The sequence below is a fragment of the Amycolatopsis sp. DG1A-15b genome, from assembly GCF_030285645.1.
Lineage (GTDB): Bacteria > Actinomycetota > Actinomycetes > Mycobacteriales > Pseudonocardiaceae > Amycolatopsis.
The window spans coordinates 2618591-2633405 of the sequence record NZ_CP127296.1; the positions used below are offsets into that span (position 1 = coordinate 2618591).

Below are 14815 nucleotides of genomic sequence, written 5' to 3' on the forward strand. Positions count from 1 at the left end.
AACGAAGAAACGGGTGACGGATGAGCGGGGCAATGGTCGACGGTGTGCGCCCGGGGGCGGACGCCTCGGGCGTGGGCGAGGCCGGGGAGCAGGAGCTGCGCCGCCTCCTGGCCGGCCTGACCGCCGTCCGCGACGGCGACTTCGGCATCCGGCTGCCCGGCGGGGCCGACGGCCTGCTCGGCGAGATCGCCACGGTGTTCAACGGCATGGCCGACCAGCTCTCGCTGTTCACCTCCGAAGTCACCCGCGTCGCGCGGGAGGTCGGCAGCGAGGGGCAGCTGGGCGGACAGGCGAAGGTCCCCGGCGTGTCCGGCACCTGGAAGGACCTCACCGACTCGGTGAACGCCATGGCCGGGAACCTGACCACCCAGGTCCGTGACATCGCCCAGGTGGCGACCGCGGTCGCGAAGGGCGACCTGTCGCAGAAGATCGACGTCGACGCCCGCGGTGAGATCCTCGAGCTGAAGGACACCGTCAACACGATGGTGGACCAGCTGTCGTCGTTCGCCGACGAGGTCACCCGCGTCGCCCGCGAGGTGGGCAGCGAAGGCCGCCTCGGCGGCCAGGCCCAGGTGCCCGGCGTCGGCGGCGTGTGGCGCGACCTCACCGACTCGGTGAACTTCATGGCCGGCAACCTGACTGACCAGGTCCGCAACATCGCCCAGGTGACGACGGCGGTGGCGAAGGGCGATCTTTCCCAGAAGATCACCGTCGACGCGCGCGGTGAAATCCTCGAACTCAAGAACACCATCAACACGATGGTCGACCAGCTGTCCTCGTTCGCCGACGAAGTCACCCGAGTCGCGCGAGAAGTCGGCACCGAGGGCCGGCTGGGTGGCCAGGCCGACGTCAAGGGCGTCTCGGGCACCTGGCGCGACCTCACCGACTCGGTGAACTTCATGGCGGGCAACCTGACCGACCAGGTCCGCAACATCGCCCAGGTCGCCACCGCGGTGGCGAGCGGCGACCTGTCGCAGAAGATCAACGTCACCGCCCGCGGCGAGGTCCTGGAGCTCAAGGACACGCTGAACACGATGGTGGATCAGCTGTCCGCGTTCGCGGACGAAGTCACGAGAGTGGCCCGCGAGGTGGGCACCGAGGGCCGGCTGGGTGGCCAGGCCGACGTCAAGGGCGTCTCGGGCACCTGGAAGGACCTCACCGAGTCGGTCAACGTCATGGCCGACAACCTCACCGCGCAGGTCCGCTCGATCGCCCAGGTCACCACCGCGGTCGCCCGCGGCGACCTGTCCCAGAAGATCCGCGTCGACGCCCGCGGCGAGATCCTCGAGCTGAAGGACACCATCAACACGATGGTGGATCAGCTGTCCGCGTTCGCGGACGAGGTCACCCGGGTGGCGCGTGAGGTGGGCACCGAGGGCAACCTCGGCGGCCAGGCCACCGTCCGCGGCGTGTCCGGGACCTGGAAGAACCTCACCGACAACGTCAACGTCATGGCGTCCAACCTCACCGGCCAGGTCCGCTCGATCGCGCAGGTCGCCACGGCCGTCGCCCGCGGCGACCTGTCGGGCAAGATCACCGTGGAGGCCAAGGGCGAGGTCGCCGCGCTGGCCGACGTCATCAACACGATGGTCGACACGCTGTCGGCGTTCGCGGACGAGGTCACCCGCGTGGCCCGCGAGGTGGGCACCGAGGGCATGCTCGGCGGCCAGGCCCGGGTGCCGAACGTGGCCGGGACGTGGAAGGACCTCACCGACAACGTCAACTCGATGGCGAACAACCTCACCGGCCAGGTCCGCAACATCGCCCAGGTGACCACCGCCGTCGCGCAGGGCGACCTGACCCGCAAGATCGACGTCGACGCCCGCGGCGAGATCCTCGAGCTCAAGACCACGATCAACACGATGGTCGACCAGCTCTCGGCGTTCGCCGCGGAGGTCACCCGGGTGGCGCGCGAGGTCGGCAGCGAGGGCCGCCTCGGCGGCCAGGCCGAGGTCGAAGGCGTGTCGGGCACCTGGAAGCGGCTGACGGAGAACGTCAACGAGCTGGCCGGGAACCTCACCCGCCAGGTCCGCGCGATCGCCGAGGTCACCAGCGCGGTCGCCGAGGGCGACCTGACCCGCTCGATCACCGTCGACGCCTCCGGCGAGGTCGCCGAGCTGAAGGACAACATCAACTCGATGGTGGAGTCGCTGCGCGAGACCACGCGGGCGAACCAGGAGCAGGACTGGCTGAAGTCCAACCTGGCCACGATCACCGGGCTGATGCAGGGCCGCCGGGACCTCGCCGTCGTCGCGGCCGCGGTGATGGACGAGCTCGTCCCGCTGGTCAACGCCCAGTACGGGGCCTTCTACCTGGCCGACGACACCGCCGAGGTCCCGGAACTGCGGTTGGTGGGCGCGTACGGCCACCCGGATGACGGGGATGGACCGGCGGCCCGGTTCCGCGTCGGTCAGTCGCTGGTCGGCCAGGCCGCCCGCAGCCGCCGCGCGATTGCCGTCGACGACGTGCCGCCCGGCTACGCCACCATCTCCTCCGGCCTCGGCAGCACCACGCCGGCCAGCCTGATCGTGCTGCCGATCGTGGTCGAGGACCAGGTGCTCGGGGTGATCGAGCTGGCGTCCGTGCACGGCTTCACGCCGGTGCACCGGGCGTTCCTCGAGCTGCTGATGGAGCAGATCGGCGTCAACGTCAACAACATCGTCGCCAACGCCCGCACCGACGAGCTGCTCGGCGAGTCGCAGCGGCTGACCGCGGAACTGCAGGCCCGCTCGGAGGAACTGCAGGCGCGGCAGGAGGAGCTCCAGTCCTCCAACGCCGAGCTGGAGGAGAAGGCGGCGCTGCTGGTCACGCAGAACCGCGACATCGAGACGAAGAACCTGGAGATCGAGCAGGCCCGCCAGGAGCTGGAGGCCCGCGCCCAGCAGCTGACGCTGGCGTCGAAGTACAAGTCGGAGTTCCTGGCCAACATGAGCCACGAGCTGCGCACCCCGCTCAACAGCCTGCTGATCCTCGCCCAGCTGCTCGCGCAGAACCCGACCCGCAACCTCACCGCCAAGCAGGTCGAGTACGCGGGCATCATCCACTCCGCGGGTTCGGACCTGCTGCAGCTGATCAACGACATCCTCGACCTGTCGAAGGTCGAGGCCGGGAAGATGGACGTCACCCCGGAGCAGGTGTCGCTGCGCCAGCTCATCGACTACGTCGAGGCGACCTTCCGGCCGATGACGTCGCAGCGCAACCTGGACTTCCGGATCACCGTCGCCCCCGGCTCGCCCACCGAGCTGCTCACCGACGACTCCCGGCTGCGGCAGGTGCTGCGCAACCTGCTGTCCAACGCGGTCAAGTTCACCGAAATCGGCGGGATCGAGCTGCACATCGAGCCGGTGGACTCCGACCGGCTGCCCCGGCCGCTGCGGGTGCACGGGCCCGCGGTCGCGTTCCGGGTCACCGACACCGGCATCGGGATCGCCGAGCACCAGCTCGAATCGATCTTCGGCGCGTTCCAGCAGGCCGACGGCACGACCAGCCGCAAGTACGGCGGCACCGGGCTCGGCCTGTCGATCAGCCGCGAGATCGCGCAGCTGCTCGGCGGCGTCATCACCGCCGAAAGCACACTGGGCGAGGGCAGCACGTTCGTCTTCGCGCTGCCGGTGGCCCGGCCGGACTTCGCGCAGCTGCCCGCGGGGGAGCACCCCGGCACCGAGGTCGCGACGACCGATTCCGGCGCCCTCGTCCCGGCGTCCGGGCCCCGGGCCCACCGGCGGCTGCTGGTCGTCGAGGAACGCCAGCACGGGCTGCTGACGCTCGTCGCCGAAAGCGCGGCGGCGGACCTGGCCGACAGCCGGGACATCGGCCTCTCGCCCGCGGACGTGGAAGTCGTGACGGCGGTCGGCACGCAGGAGGCGGCCGCCGCGCTCGCCACCGACGCCTACCACTGCGTGGTGCTCGACCTGGACCTGCCGGACCGGACCGCGTTCACCTTCCTCGACGCGATGCAGGGCGACAGCGCGCTGCGGCTGGTGCCGGTGCTCGCGCACAACAGCCGCCGGCTCGACGGCGAACTCGAACAGCTCGTGCAGTCCCGCGCGGACGTGCCGTCGCTGGAGGTGCTGTCCGGGCTGGACGAGCTGCGCGAGCGGATCGCGCTGCACCTGTCGGCCGAGGAGCCCGGTGCGGTGCTGCCGCTGGTCCGCCCGGACGAACCGGCCGCGCCGGTGCGCCCGGCCGACGTCGACACCACGCTGGCCGGCCGGACGGTGCTGATCGTCGACGACGACCCGCGCAACGTCTACGCGCTGACCGGGATCCTGGAACTGCACGGCATGCACGTGCTGCACGCCGAGGACGGCCGCAAGGGCGTCGAGACGGTCGCGTCGCACCCCGGCATCGACCTGATCCTGATGGACGTGATGATGCCGGAGATGGACGGCTACACCGCGACGGCGAAGATCCGGGCGATGCCCGAGCACGCCGGGATCCCGATCGTCGCGGTGACGGCCAAGGCGATGCCGGGCGACCGGGAGAAGAGCCTCGCCTCGGGCGCGACCGACTACGTCACCAAACCGGTCGATGCGGACGACCTGGTCGCCCGCATCAAGCGGCACGTGACGGCGTGATCGGGGACGAGCGGTTGCCCGCCGAAGACCAGGGTGTGCCCGTGCTGCCCTCGCCGGCGGAGGTGTCGGCCAACCTCGCCCGGCTCGCCGACACCGTCGCCCGCCTGCGCGGCGAGGTCGACCACGCGCACGCCGTCGCGGACGGCCGCGGGCTGATCGAGCTGGCCAAGGGCGTGCTGATGGAGCGCCTGCACTGCACGCCGTCGGACGCGGCGAAGCAGCTCGAGTCGCTGGCCGAGCGCTCCGGGATGACGCCGCTGGAGTTCGCCGCGGACGTCGTCGGCGAGGCGGCCGAGGACCGCATCACCGAGGTGACGCAGGAGTTCCTGGCCCGGGCCGAGGGCGGAGAGTCCGTCGCGGTGCGGCTGCGGACCGCCGAGAGCGGCGTGCTCGCGGCGGGGGACACCCAGCGCGTCGCGGAGTCCATTCTGGAGCACGCGCTGCGGCCGCTCGGCGCGACCGCCGTCGCGGTGTGGCTCGCCGGGCCGGACGGGTCGCTGACGCTGGCCGGTTCGGCCGGGTTCTCCGCCGAGGAAGCGGCGCGCTGGTGTTACGTCCCGCCCGGCGTGGCGACCCCCGCCCGCAGTGCGCTGCTCGAGCGCGACACCGTCTGGTTCCCCACGCTCGCGGGTGGTGGGCTGCCCTCGATCGGGCAGCACACGCTGTCCGGCGGCGGCCGGGTCACGGTGCCGACCGGCACCGGCGGGCGGATCATCGGCGTCGTCGAAATGTGCTGGCCGGAGCCGCTGCCCGCGGAGCCCGGACGCCAGCGACGGCAGCTGGAGGCCTTGGCCGAGCTGTGCGCGCACACCCTCGACACCTGGGACGGCGTGGTCGCGCCGGTGGCCGCCGGCGGGTCCGGCGACTTCCTCGGCGAGCTGGTCGACTTCATCGACGGCCTGCACGACCCGGCGGTGCTGCTGTCGCCGTGCGTCGACGGCGGCAACCGGCTCAGCGACTTCCGCATCCACCACGCGAACGTCCGGTTCGCCGACCCGGGCGGCCGCCCGCGCAGCCGGATCGTCGGCACGCGGCTGCTGGAGGCGTACCCGCTGGCGGCCGAGGAAAGCGGCCTGCTCGACAAGATCCAGCGCGTCTACGCCACCGGCGAGCCGTTCCGGGCCGACAGCATGGCGATCACCACCCTGGTCGACCAGGTGCCGCTGACCGTGCTCACCGACGTCAGCGTGACGCGCTTCGCCGGGAACGTGCTGCTGATCCTGCGCATCCAGGACGACGCGGCGAAGCTCGCGGTGCTGCTGCAGCACGCGCAGCGGCTCGGGCGCATCGGCGGCTTCGAGGAGAACGTCGTCACCGGGGTGATCACCTGGAACACCGAGCTGTTCTCGCTGTACGGCCTGCCGCCGAACGCGACGCCGCTGTCGCTGCACGAGCTGGCCACGCACGCGCACCCCGACGACGCGCAGGCGATCGGCCGGTTCCTGCGTGCGGTGCTGCACCACAAGCGGCCGTCGTCGACGGCGTTCCGGCTGCAGCGCTCCGACGGCGTCGCCCGGCACATCCGGGTGGTCGCCGAGCCGGTCGTCGACGCCCGTGGTGAGCTGGTCGCGGTCCGCGGCGCCTACCAGGACGTCTCGTCGCAGCACTGGACCGAGGTGGCGCTGGCCGCGACGCGGGACAGGCTGGCCGAGACCGAGCAGGAGGCGATCGAGCGCAATCGGCTCGCGTTGCAGCTGCAGCACGCGATCATGCCGCCGGTCAAGGGCCCGATCGACATGCCGGGCCTGCGCGCGGCGGTCCGCTACCGGCCGGCGGAAAAGGAGCACCTGGTCGGCGGCGACTGGTACGACGCGGTCGCGTTGCCGACAGGCGAGGTGCTGCTGTGCGTCGGCGACGTCGCCGGGCACGGCATCGACGCGGCGACCGGGATGGTGAGCCTGCGCAACGCCCTGCGTGGCCTCGCGGCGACCGGCGCCGGGCCCGCCCAGCTGCTGACGTGGCTGAACCTGGTGGCCTACCACCTGACCGACCACGTCACGGCCACGGCGGTCGCGGCGGTCTACGACCCGGCGCACCGGAAGCTCCGGTGGGCGCGGGCCGGGCACCTGCCCCCGATCGTCCGCCACCGCGACGGCACGGCGACGACGTTGCCCCTGATCCGCGGCTCCCTCCTCGGCGCGGTCCGCGACGTGACGTACGAGGAGGACGAGCTGCAGCTCGCCGAGGGCGACATCCTGCTGATCTACACCGACGGCCTGATCGAGCGCCGCGACCGGCCGGTCCAGGATTCGGTGTCCCGCCTGGTGACCCTGGTCGACGGCCACGACGGCGGCCTCGAGCACCAGCTGGACACCTTGCTGACCTACAGCACGGCGGACACGGACGACGACACCTGCGTGGTCGGCATCGAGGTCACCACGGCTTGAGCCGAAATGCCCGCGACCCCGCGACGAGAACCAGGAGACAACCACTCGGTGTCCACCGCGCCGCCCGCGGCACTGGCCACGGCGACCAGGCTGGCCGGACCTTCGGCAACCCTCGACGCCGTTCGGCCACTGCCCGGCGGTTCCCACGCGACAACCTGCTTGATCCGGACCGCCACCCCCCGGCGCGAAATGATCCTTCGCGTGTTCCCCGCCGGCGACCCGGCGGCCGCCGACGAGGAACGGGCCCTCACCGCGATCGACACCTTGGGGGGTCTGGCCCCACGCCTTCTCGCCCGTGGTGACGAGGACGGCAAGACTCCGTCGTGGGTGTTGATCAGCCGGCTTCCCGGCACCGCCGACATCATCCCGGACGACCCCCGGCACTGGGCGGTTCAGCTCGGGCACACGCTGGCCCGCATCCACGCCTCCGACATCGACGTGGCCACCCACCTCGACACCGTCTTCGACCGCAGGGGGTACCGCGCCCGGCTCTTCGGACCGGCTGCCCGCGTCGTCGACGAAGCATGGGAAAAGACGATCACCGCCGCACCTCTGGTGCTGACGCACGGCGACTACCAATCGGGCAACGTGATCTGGCGCAACGGCACGCTCACCGGCGTCATCGACTGGGAGGGAGCGGCCCGCGGACCAGCCGGTTACGACGTCGGCTGGTGTCGCTTCGACCTCTACCTGCTCTACGGCCGAAACCTGGCCGACGTGTTCCTCCACGCTTACGAAGAAGCCGGCGGGACCACGGTCGGCGACCCGCACCTGTGGGACCTGTGGACACTCGCCCGGTCGCACGAAACCGTCGAAGACTGGGTCCCCAACTACCGCGACCTCGGCCGCCCGGACCTCACCGCGACCGAACTACGCCGGCGCCACACGGCGTGGACGCACGAACTCCTGCAGCGACGCCACGCTCCATGAGTTCGGCGGGGTCAGGGGTTGATCGCCAGGACCAGGAAGCCCGCCAGCAGCACCAGGTGCACGCCGCCCTGGAGGCGGGTCGCCCGGCCGGGGACCACCGTCAGGACGCTCACCACCACCGTCAGCGCGAGCAGGACGATCTGCGTCGAGCCCAGGCCGAGCAGCAGCCGGCCCGGCAGCCACACCGACGCCAGCGCGATCGCCGGGATCGTCAGGCCGATGCTGGCGATCGCCGAGCCGTACGCGAGGTTGAGGCTGATCTGCATCCGGTCGCGCTGGGCCGCGCGCGTGGCCGCGAGCGTCTCCGGCAGCAGGACGAGCAGCGCGATCACCACGCCGACGAACGACTGGGGGAACCCGGCGGCACGCACCCCGGCTTCGATCGCCGGCGACTCCACCTTCGCCAGCCCGACCACCGCGACCAGCGCCACCAGCAGCAGCGCCAGGCTGCCCAGCGCCGCCCGGTTCGACGGCGGGTCGGCGTGGTCGTCCTCCTTGACCGCGCCGTCGGCCGCCACCGGGAGGAAGAAGTCGCGGTGGCGCACCGTCTGCGTCAGCACGAACGTCCCGTACAGCACCAGGGACGCCAAAGCCGCGAACGTCAGCTGCGTGGGGGAGAACGCCGGCCCGGGTGTGCTGGCGGTGAACGCCGGGAGCACCAGGCTCAGCGTGGCCAGCGTCGCGACCGTCGCCAGCGCGGCGCCGCTGCCTTCGGAGTTGAACAGCGTCGAGCCGTAGCGGCGGGCGCCGACCAGCAGCGAGATGCCGACGATGCCGTTGGTCGTGATCATGACGGCGGCGAAGACCGTGTCCCGCGCGAGCGAACCGGCCTCCGGACCGCCGGACACCATCATCGTGACGATCAGCGCGACCTCGATGACGGTGACCGCCACCGCGAGCACCAGCGAGCCGAACGGTTCCCCGACGCGGTGGGCGACGACCTCCGCGTGGTGCACCGCGGCCAGCACGGTCGCCCCCAGCGCGATGGCGACGACGGCCACGAAGACCGGGCCGAGGTCGCGGCCCCAGGCGAGGGCCAGCACGAGCACGCCGAGCACCGGGGTGACGGAGGTCCAGGACAGCAGGAAGGATCTCAGCGCGGCGACCATGCCTCCACCCTCGCACACCGGCGGCGATTTCGCGGGCCCGTACGGCACTTCTCACATCGTCCCTTGTGGACTGTCGAATTGCGCGGGCACGGTGGCGAGGACGTGCCGGCGGAAGGTTTCGCTGGGCGGCGGGAGGTTCCGCCCGGCCGCCCAGGCGAGCCCGATGTCGCGCGCAGCGTCCACATCGGTCAGTTCCAGGTGCGGTGCCGGGAACGCCGCCGTGTGCGGCAACGGAAGCACGGACACGCCGAGGCCGGCGGTGACGAGCCCGCGCAGTGTCTCGACTTCGTCGCCTTCGAACCCGATGCGCGGGGCGAACCCGGCCTCGGCGCACAGCTGCTCGGTCGTCTCCCGCAGGGCGTAACCGGTCCGCAGCAGGATGAACGTCTCGTCCGCGACGTCGGCGAGGCGGACCCGCCGGCGCCCGGCGAGCCGGTGGTGCGGCGGCACGGCCAGCCGCAGCGGCTCGACGAGCAGCCGGGACCAGTGCAGCTGGAGGTGCCCGGGGTCGCCGCTGGTGATGACGAGGTCCGCGGTGCCGTCGAGCAGCTCCGCCTCGAGCCCGGCCTCGCCGTGCTGCCGCAGTTCGAACCGGGTGCCGGGGTGCTCGCGCAGGAAGCCGCTCAGCACCGCGGGGACGAGCCAGGTGCCGAACGTGTGCAGGAACGCCAGCGGGACGACCCCGGTGTCCGGCGCGACGATCTCGCCGACCTCGCGCAGGCCCTGGTCGAGCTGATCGAGCACGAGGTCGACGTGCCGCTTGAAGGCGTGCCCGGCCGGCGTCAGCCGCAGCACCCGCCCCGACCGGCGGAAGAGGTCCGCCCCGGCTTCGTGCTCGAGCCGCCGGAGGGCCCGGGACAGCGCGGGCTGGGTGACGTGCGCCCGCGCGGCGGTCTCCGTGACGGTGGCGCCGGCCGCGACCTCCCGGAAGAGCCGCAGCGTCTGGACGTCCATGTTTTCAGTGTATGGAAGGTCAGCCAATCAGGCATTGGACGCATCGATCATCCGGGGCCACGCTGGAGGTATGGCTACCGTGGCGGAACAACTGGTCAGGACCCTGCGCGACGCGGGGGTCGAGCGCATCTACGGCATCGTCGGGGACAGCCTGAACCCGATCGTCGACGCGGTCCGCCGCACCGACGGCATCGAGTGGGTCCACGTCCGCCACGAGGAAACCGCTGCCTTCGCCGCGGCGGCCGAGGCGCAGGTCACCGGCAAGCTCGCCGTCTGCGCGGGCAGCTGCGGGCCGGGCAACCTGCACCTGATCAACGGCCTGTTCGATGCCCACCGTTCGGGCGCACCGGTGCTGGCGATCGCGTCGCACATCCCGTCGAACCAGATCGGCACCGGGTTCTTCCAGGAGACCCACCCGGACCGGCTCTTCGCCGAGTGCAGCCACTTCAGCGAGGTGGTGGCGGACCCGGCCCAGCTGCCGCGGCTGCTCCGGATCGCCACGCAGGCCGCCGTCGGCAAGGGCGGTGTCGCGGTGCTGACCATCCCGGGCGACCTGGCCGACCGCAAGGCCACCGGCCCGCTCACCGAGCGCCTCCCGTTGGTGACGCCGTCGCCCGCGGTGCCTTCTCCGGAGACCGTCCGGGAACTGGCCGACCTGCTGAACTCCGGTGAGAAGGTGATGCTGTTCGCCGGCGCGGGCGTGCGCGGCGCGCACGACGAGGTCATGGCGCTGGCGGAGCAGCTCGCCGCACCGGTGGGGCACTCCCTCGGCGGCAAGGAGTGGATCCAGTACGACAACCCGTTCGACGTCGGCATGAGCGGCCTGCTCGGCTACGGCGCCTGCTACGACGCGATGCACGAGGCCGACCGGATCGTGCTGCTGGGTACGGACTTCCCGTACGACAACTTCCTCCCGCAGGCCCGGACGATCCAGCTCGACCACGACGCCTCACGCCTCGGCCGGCGCACGCCGCTGGACCTGGCCGTGCACGGCGATGTCAAGGAGACGCTGCGCGCGCTGCTCCCGCTGCTGCGGCCCCGCACCGACCGCGCGTTCCTCGACCGGATGCTGCGTGAGCACGTGCGGAAGCTGGAGAAGGTCGTCGGCGCGTACACGACGAAGATCGAGCACCGCCGTCCGATCCACCCGGAGTACGTGGCTTCGGTGCTCGACGAGGTCGCCGCCGACGACGCGGTGTTCACCGTCGACACGGGCATGGGCAACGTCTGGGCCGCGCGGTACCTGACGCCGAACGGCCGCCGCCGCGTGCTGGGTTCGTTCCGCCACGGCAGCATGGCGAACGCGCTGCCGCACGCGATCGGCGCCCAGCTGTCCCAGCCGGGCCGGCAGGTCGTGTCGCTGTCGGGCGACGGCGGGCTCGCGATGCTGATGGGCGACCTGCTGACGCTGCCGGCGTACGACGTCCCGGTGAAGGTGGTGGTGTTCAACAACGCCACGCTGGGCATGGTGAAGCTGGAGATGCTGGTCGACGGCCTCCCGGACTTCGGCACCGACCACGCCCCGGTGAACTTCGCGGCGATCGCGGCGGCCTGCGGCGTGTTTTCCGAGCGCGTCGAGGACCCGGACGACGTGCGCGGCGCACTGGAGAAGGCGTTCGCCCACCCCGGCCCGGCGGTGGTGGAGGTGGTGACCGACCCGAACGCGCTGTCGATCCCGCCGCGGATCACCGGCGAGATGGTGCGCGGGTTCGCGTTGGGGGCGACGAAGACGGTGCTGAACGGCGGCGTCGGCAAGATGGTCGACCTGGCGCGGGCCAACCTGCGCAACACCCCGCGGCCGTAGCCCGGCGCCACTACGCACGGTGGTGATCGACCACTCGTTCGGCTGCTGGGGTGGTGGCCGGTTTTTCTCCTACCGTCGAGGGACTGCTCGCGGTTCCGGCGTGGGAGGTGTGACCGGCGTGCTCGTGGCCCTCCAGCGAACCGGTGAAGACCGGCCGCTCCCGCCGGCGGCGGAGCATTTGGTGGCGTTGCTGCGATCGTGGGGGCCGGGCCCGGAGCACCTGACGGGACTGGCGCTGGCGGGCATCACTTTGCCGACCCGCCTCGGTCCCCGTTTCGTGGACGCGCTGGTGTTCACGAGGTGCGGAGTGGTGGTGATCGCGGCCCACGAGCCGGGCCCGGCGGAGTGGCCCGGTCCCGGAGACCGAACGGGCGCAGCAGTGGCGGCGGCCAGGGGAGCCCTCGCCGGCCACGAAGGCGGGCGGCACGTGACGGGCCTGATCGCGGTGGTTCCGCCGGCGGAATCACGAAACGGGACGGCGCAGAGTAGTCCGGTGTCGGTGGCGGTTCCGCAGGCGAGCGGGCCGGCGGTGGCCGGGCGGGCGGATGGCTCGGAAAGGGCTGGGGTGGTTCCGGTCCCGCGGCCGGCTGGGCCGGAAGTGGCCGGATCGGCGGATGGGTTGGAGAGGGCTGGGTCGGTTCGGGTTCCGCCTGTGAGCGCGCGGGAGGTCGCCGGCTCGGCGGCTGGGGCGGAGAGGGCTGGGTCGGTTCGGGTTCCGCCTGTGAGCGCGCGGGAGGTGGGCGGGTCAGCGGATGGGGTGGAGAGGGCTGGGTCGTTTCCGGTTCCGCCTGTGAGCGCGCCGGCGGTGGACGGCTCCGAGAGGCCTGGGTCAGTTCCACCCGCAAGCGACCCGGAGCCGGCCCCGCGTGCGCACGAACCCGGGCCGATGGAGGGTTCGCCGGGGAGCCGGCCCGTGGCGGTCGCGCAGCCGAGCGAGCCCGACGTGTCCCGGCGTGCGCCCGCACCCCAGCCAAGCGCGCGGCCGGGTGAACCGGGGGACGAGCGGGCCCCGGGCGAAGCGAGCCGTGCCGACCACCCACCGGCGCTGCACTGGCCCGACCCGCAGCCGGTGCCCGGAGTCGCCGTGGTTCTCGCCGATCGCCGTGGCCTGCGGCGGATCATCGCCCAGCACAACCGGTGGCGGACCGTCTGGTCGGCCGATGACGTCCTCGACGCCTGCTACGCCCTCTCCCTCGCGCACCTCGCCCCGCCCCGGGCGGCCCTCCTCGCCGACGGGTTCCCGGCGCGGCTTCCGCTGCTCGACCGGTTGCCGGAACTGCCTGCCGTCATCCCGGTGCTCCCGGAACCGCCACCGCTGCCTGCGGTGGTGGTCGAAGACGATCCCGTGCCGTGGAGTCCGCCGGGGCGGGGGCACGTCTTCCCGCGGCAGCGGCCGATCCGGCAGGTCCCCTGGGCCCTGGTCTTCGTGCTCACCCTGCTCGTCGCCGCCGGGGTGGTGGCCGCCGTCTTCGTCAACCAGGTCTTTCACGGCTCCTGAGCTGCCACGATCCTTTCGCGTCAGCTTCGCCATCTGCACCGTTTCCCCGGTGCGTCCGCTGGGCACCTCCCGGTAGATGTGAAAGGGGTTCACGATGCCGCGCACCCGAGCGCTTGTCCTTCTCGCCGTCCTCGCCGGTTCCTCCCTCTCCGGGTGCAAGCTCGCCGACGAGCTGGCGTCCGGGGCCGGGCCCGTGACGCAGGCGCCCGGCACGGTCGCCGCCCCGCGGATCGCGCCCGCCGAGGCGCGCAACGAGCTCGCGGCGCTGCAGATCGCCGTGCGCGGCACCATGGACGGTTACAGCCGCGACGAGTTCCCGCACTGGGACAAGGTCGACGCGAACTGCGACGTCCGCGAGCAGGTGCTCAAGCGCGACGGCCAGGACGTCCAGACCGACGCGCAGTGCGCCGCGAAGTCGGGCACCTGGGTCAGCCCGTACGACGGCGAGACCTGGCACAAGGCGTCCGATGTGGACATCGACCACATGGTGCCGCTCGGGCAGGCCTGGGTCAGCGGCGCCAAGAGCTGGACGCGGGAGCGGCGCGAGCAGTTCGCGAACGACCTCGTCCGCCCGCAGCTGAAGGCGGTCACCGACAACCTCAACGAACAGAAGAGCGACAAGGCGCCGGACGCGTGGAAGCCGCCGCTGGTGTCGTACTGGTGCGTCTACGCCACGGACTGGATCGTCGTGAAGCACGACTACGGCCTGACGATCACCGTGCCGGAGAAGAACGCCCTCGCCGGCATGCTCGACCACTGCTAGAACGAGCGGGCCGCCGCCAGCGCACGGCCGGCGTAGGACTGTCCGAACAGGACGGTGTGCACCAGCAGCGGGAACAGCTGGTGCAGCCCGATCCGGTCGCGCCAGCCGTCCGCGAGCGGCGTCGCCTCGTCGTAGGCGGCGATGACGCGCTCGAGGTGCGGGCAGCCGAACAGGTGCAGCATGGCCAGGTCCGTCTCGCGGTGCCCGCCGTGGGCGGCCGGGTCGATCAGCCACACCTCGTGCCCGTCCCACAGGACGTTGCCGTTCCAGAGGTCGCCGTGCAGTCGCGCGGGTGGCTCGGCTGAAGCCGGGATCCGGGTACAGGCCCGCTCGAACAACGCCGCTTCGGACGGGCCGAACGTTCCCGCGTCCACCGCCAGCCGGACGTAGGGCAGCACGCGGTCGGCCGCGTACCAGGACGCCCAGTCGTCCGCCGGCACGTTGGCCATCGGCGCCCGCCCGATCCACGCCGCCGCCGGTCCGTCCGGCGGCGGTGCACCGAACGCCGGGGCGCCCGCGGTGTGCAGTCCGGCCAGCCCGCGGCCGAAGCGTTCCGCCGCGGCGGCCGACGGGCGACCGGCGGGGACGCGGTCGATCACCAGCCGGTCCCGGTCGTGGCTGTGCACGGTGGGGATCGGGACTGTGCCCGCCGCCGCCAGCCAGCGCAGGCCCGCCGCTTCGGCCGCCGTCGCGCCGGGCGCGTGGCCCCGCTTGACCACCACCTCGCGGCGGTCTCCGGACTCGGTCATGTTCCGCACCGTACCGGCGCGCTACGGTGGGCGCCGGAGAACAG

9 protein-coding genes are annotated in these 14815 nt (G+C 72.3%); 6 read left to right on the plus strand and 3 right to left on the minus strand.

Annotation, left to right across the window (positions count from 1 at the left end):
• The first annotated feature begins 32 nt into the window (after positions 1–32).
• From QRY02_RS11915 to QRY02_RS11925, 3 genes are read left to right on the plus strand one after another with little or no spacing between them, the layout of a single operon-like run.
• Positions 33–4577 carry a hybrid sensor histidine kinase/response regulator gene (locus QRY02_RS11915; protein WP_285993820.1) on the plus strand — a complete coding sequence of 1515 codons (4545 nt, stop codon included), beginning with the start codon at positions 33–35 and terminating at the stop codon, positions 4575–4577.
• Positions 4574–6964 carry a SpoIIE family protein phosphatase gene (locus QRY02_RS11920; protein ID WP_285991587.1) on the plus strand — a complete coding sequence of 797 codons (2391 nt, stop codon included), beginning with the start codon at positions 4574–4576 and terminating at the stop codon, positions 6962–6964. Before QRY02_RS11915 ends, QRY02_RS11920 begins: the two co-directional genes overlap by 4 nt.
• Positions 6965–6970: 6 nt before the next feature.
• Positions 6971–7894: a phosphotransferase family protein gene (locus QRY02_RS11925; RefSeq protein WP_285991588.1), complete on the plus strand. Its 924-nt coding sequence runs from the start codon at positions 6971–6973 to the stop codon at positions 7892–7894.
• Between the two features lie 11 nt (positions 7895–7905).
• Here the strand turns inward: QRY02_RS11925 and QRY02_RS11930 are convergent, their stop codons facing one another.
• Both QRY02_RS11930 and QRY02_RS11935 read right to left on the minus strand, forming a co-directional pair.
• Positions 7906–9003: a calcium:cation antiporter gene (locus tag QRY02_RS11930; protein WP_285991589.1), complete on the minus strand. Its 1098-nt coding sequence runs from the start codon at positions 9001–9003 to the stop codon at positions 7906–7908.
• 51 nt (positions 9004–9054) lie between these two features.
• Positions 9055–9957 (minus strand): LysR family transcriptional regulator, encoded by a 903-nt coding sequence (locus QRY02_RS11935; protein WP_285991590.1) that lies wholly within the window; start codon positions 9955–9957, stop codon positions 9055–9057.
• Between the two features lie 70 nt (positions 9958–10027).
• Here QRY02_RS11935 and QRY02_RS11940 point away from each other — a divergent pair, with 70 nt between their 5' ends.
• From QRY02_RS11940 to QRY02_RS11950, 3 genes are all read left to right on the plus strand, one after another.
• Complete coding sequence (locus QRY02_RS11940; RefSeq protein ID WP_285991591.1) at positions 10028–11761, plus strand: pyruvate dehydrogenase; 1734 nt, start codon at positions 10028–10030, stop codon at positions 11759–11761.
• 913 nt (positions 11762–12674) lie between these two features.
• On the plus strand, positions 12675–13259 hold the full coding sequence (locus QRY02_RS11945; RefSeq protein ID WP_285991592.1) for a hypothetical protein: 585 nt from the start codon (positions 12675–12677) through the stop codon (positions 13257–13259).
• A 94-nt stretch (positions 13260–13353) separates the two neighbouring features.
• Positions 13354–14022: an HNH endonuclease family protein gene (locus QRY02_RS11950; protein ID WP_285991593.1), complete on the plus strand. Its 669-nt coding sequence runs from the start codon at positions 13354–13356 to the stop codon at positions 14020–14022.
• Here the strand turns inward: QRY02_RS11950 and QRY02_RS11955 are convergent.
• A complete protein-coding gene (locus QRY02_RS11955; protein WP_285991594.1) occupies positions 14019–14771 on the minus strand; it encodes a fructosamine kinase family protein in 753 nt (250 codons plus the stop codon). The genes QRY02_RS11950 and QRY02_RS11955 overlap by 4 nt on opposite strands.
• Positions 14772–14815 lie beyond the last annotated feature (44 nt).

Excerpts from the sequence above, each read along its gene's own strand:
- QRY02_RS11915 (WP_285993820.1), top strand. The coding sequence starts at position 33 with ATGGTCGACGGTGTGCGCCCGGGGGCGGACGCCTCGGGCGTGGGCGAG.
- QRY02_RS11925 (WP_285991588.1), top strand. The coding sequence starts at position 6,971 with ATGCCCGCGACCCCGCGACGAGAACCAGGAGACAACCACTCGGTGTCC.
- QRY02_RS11930 (WP_285991589.1), bottom strand. The coding sequence starts at position 9,003 with ATGGTCGCCGCGCTGAGATCCTTCCTGCTGTCCTGGACCTCCGTCACC.
- QRY02_RS11935 (WP_285991590.1), bottom strand. The coding sequence starts at position 9,957 with ATGGACGTCCAGACGCTGCGGCTCTTCCGGGAGGTCGCGGCCGGCGCC.
- QRY02_RS11940 (WP_285991591.1), top strand. The coding sequence starts at position 10,028 with ATGGCTACCGTGGCGGAACAACTGGTCAGGACCCTGCGCGACGCGGGG.
- QRY02_RS11950 (WP_285991593.1), top strand. The coding sequence starts at position 13,354 with ATGCCGCGCACCCGAGCGCTTGTCCTTCTCGCCGTCCTCGCCGGTTCC.
- QRY02_RS11955 (WP_285991594.1), bottom strand. The coding sequence starts at position 14,771 with ATGACCGAGTCCGGAGACCGCCGCGAGGTGGTGGTCAAGCGGGGCCAC.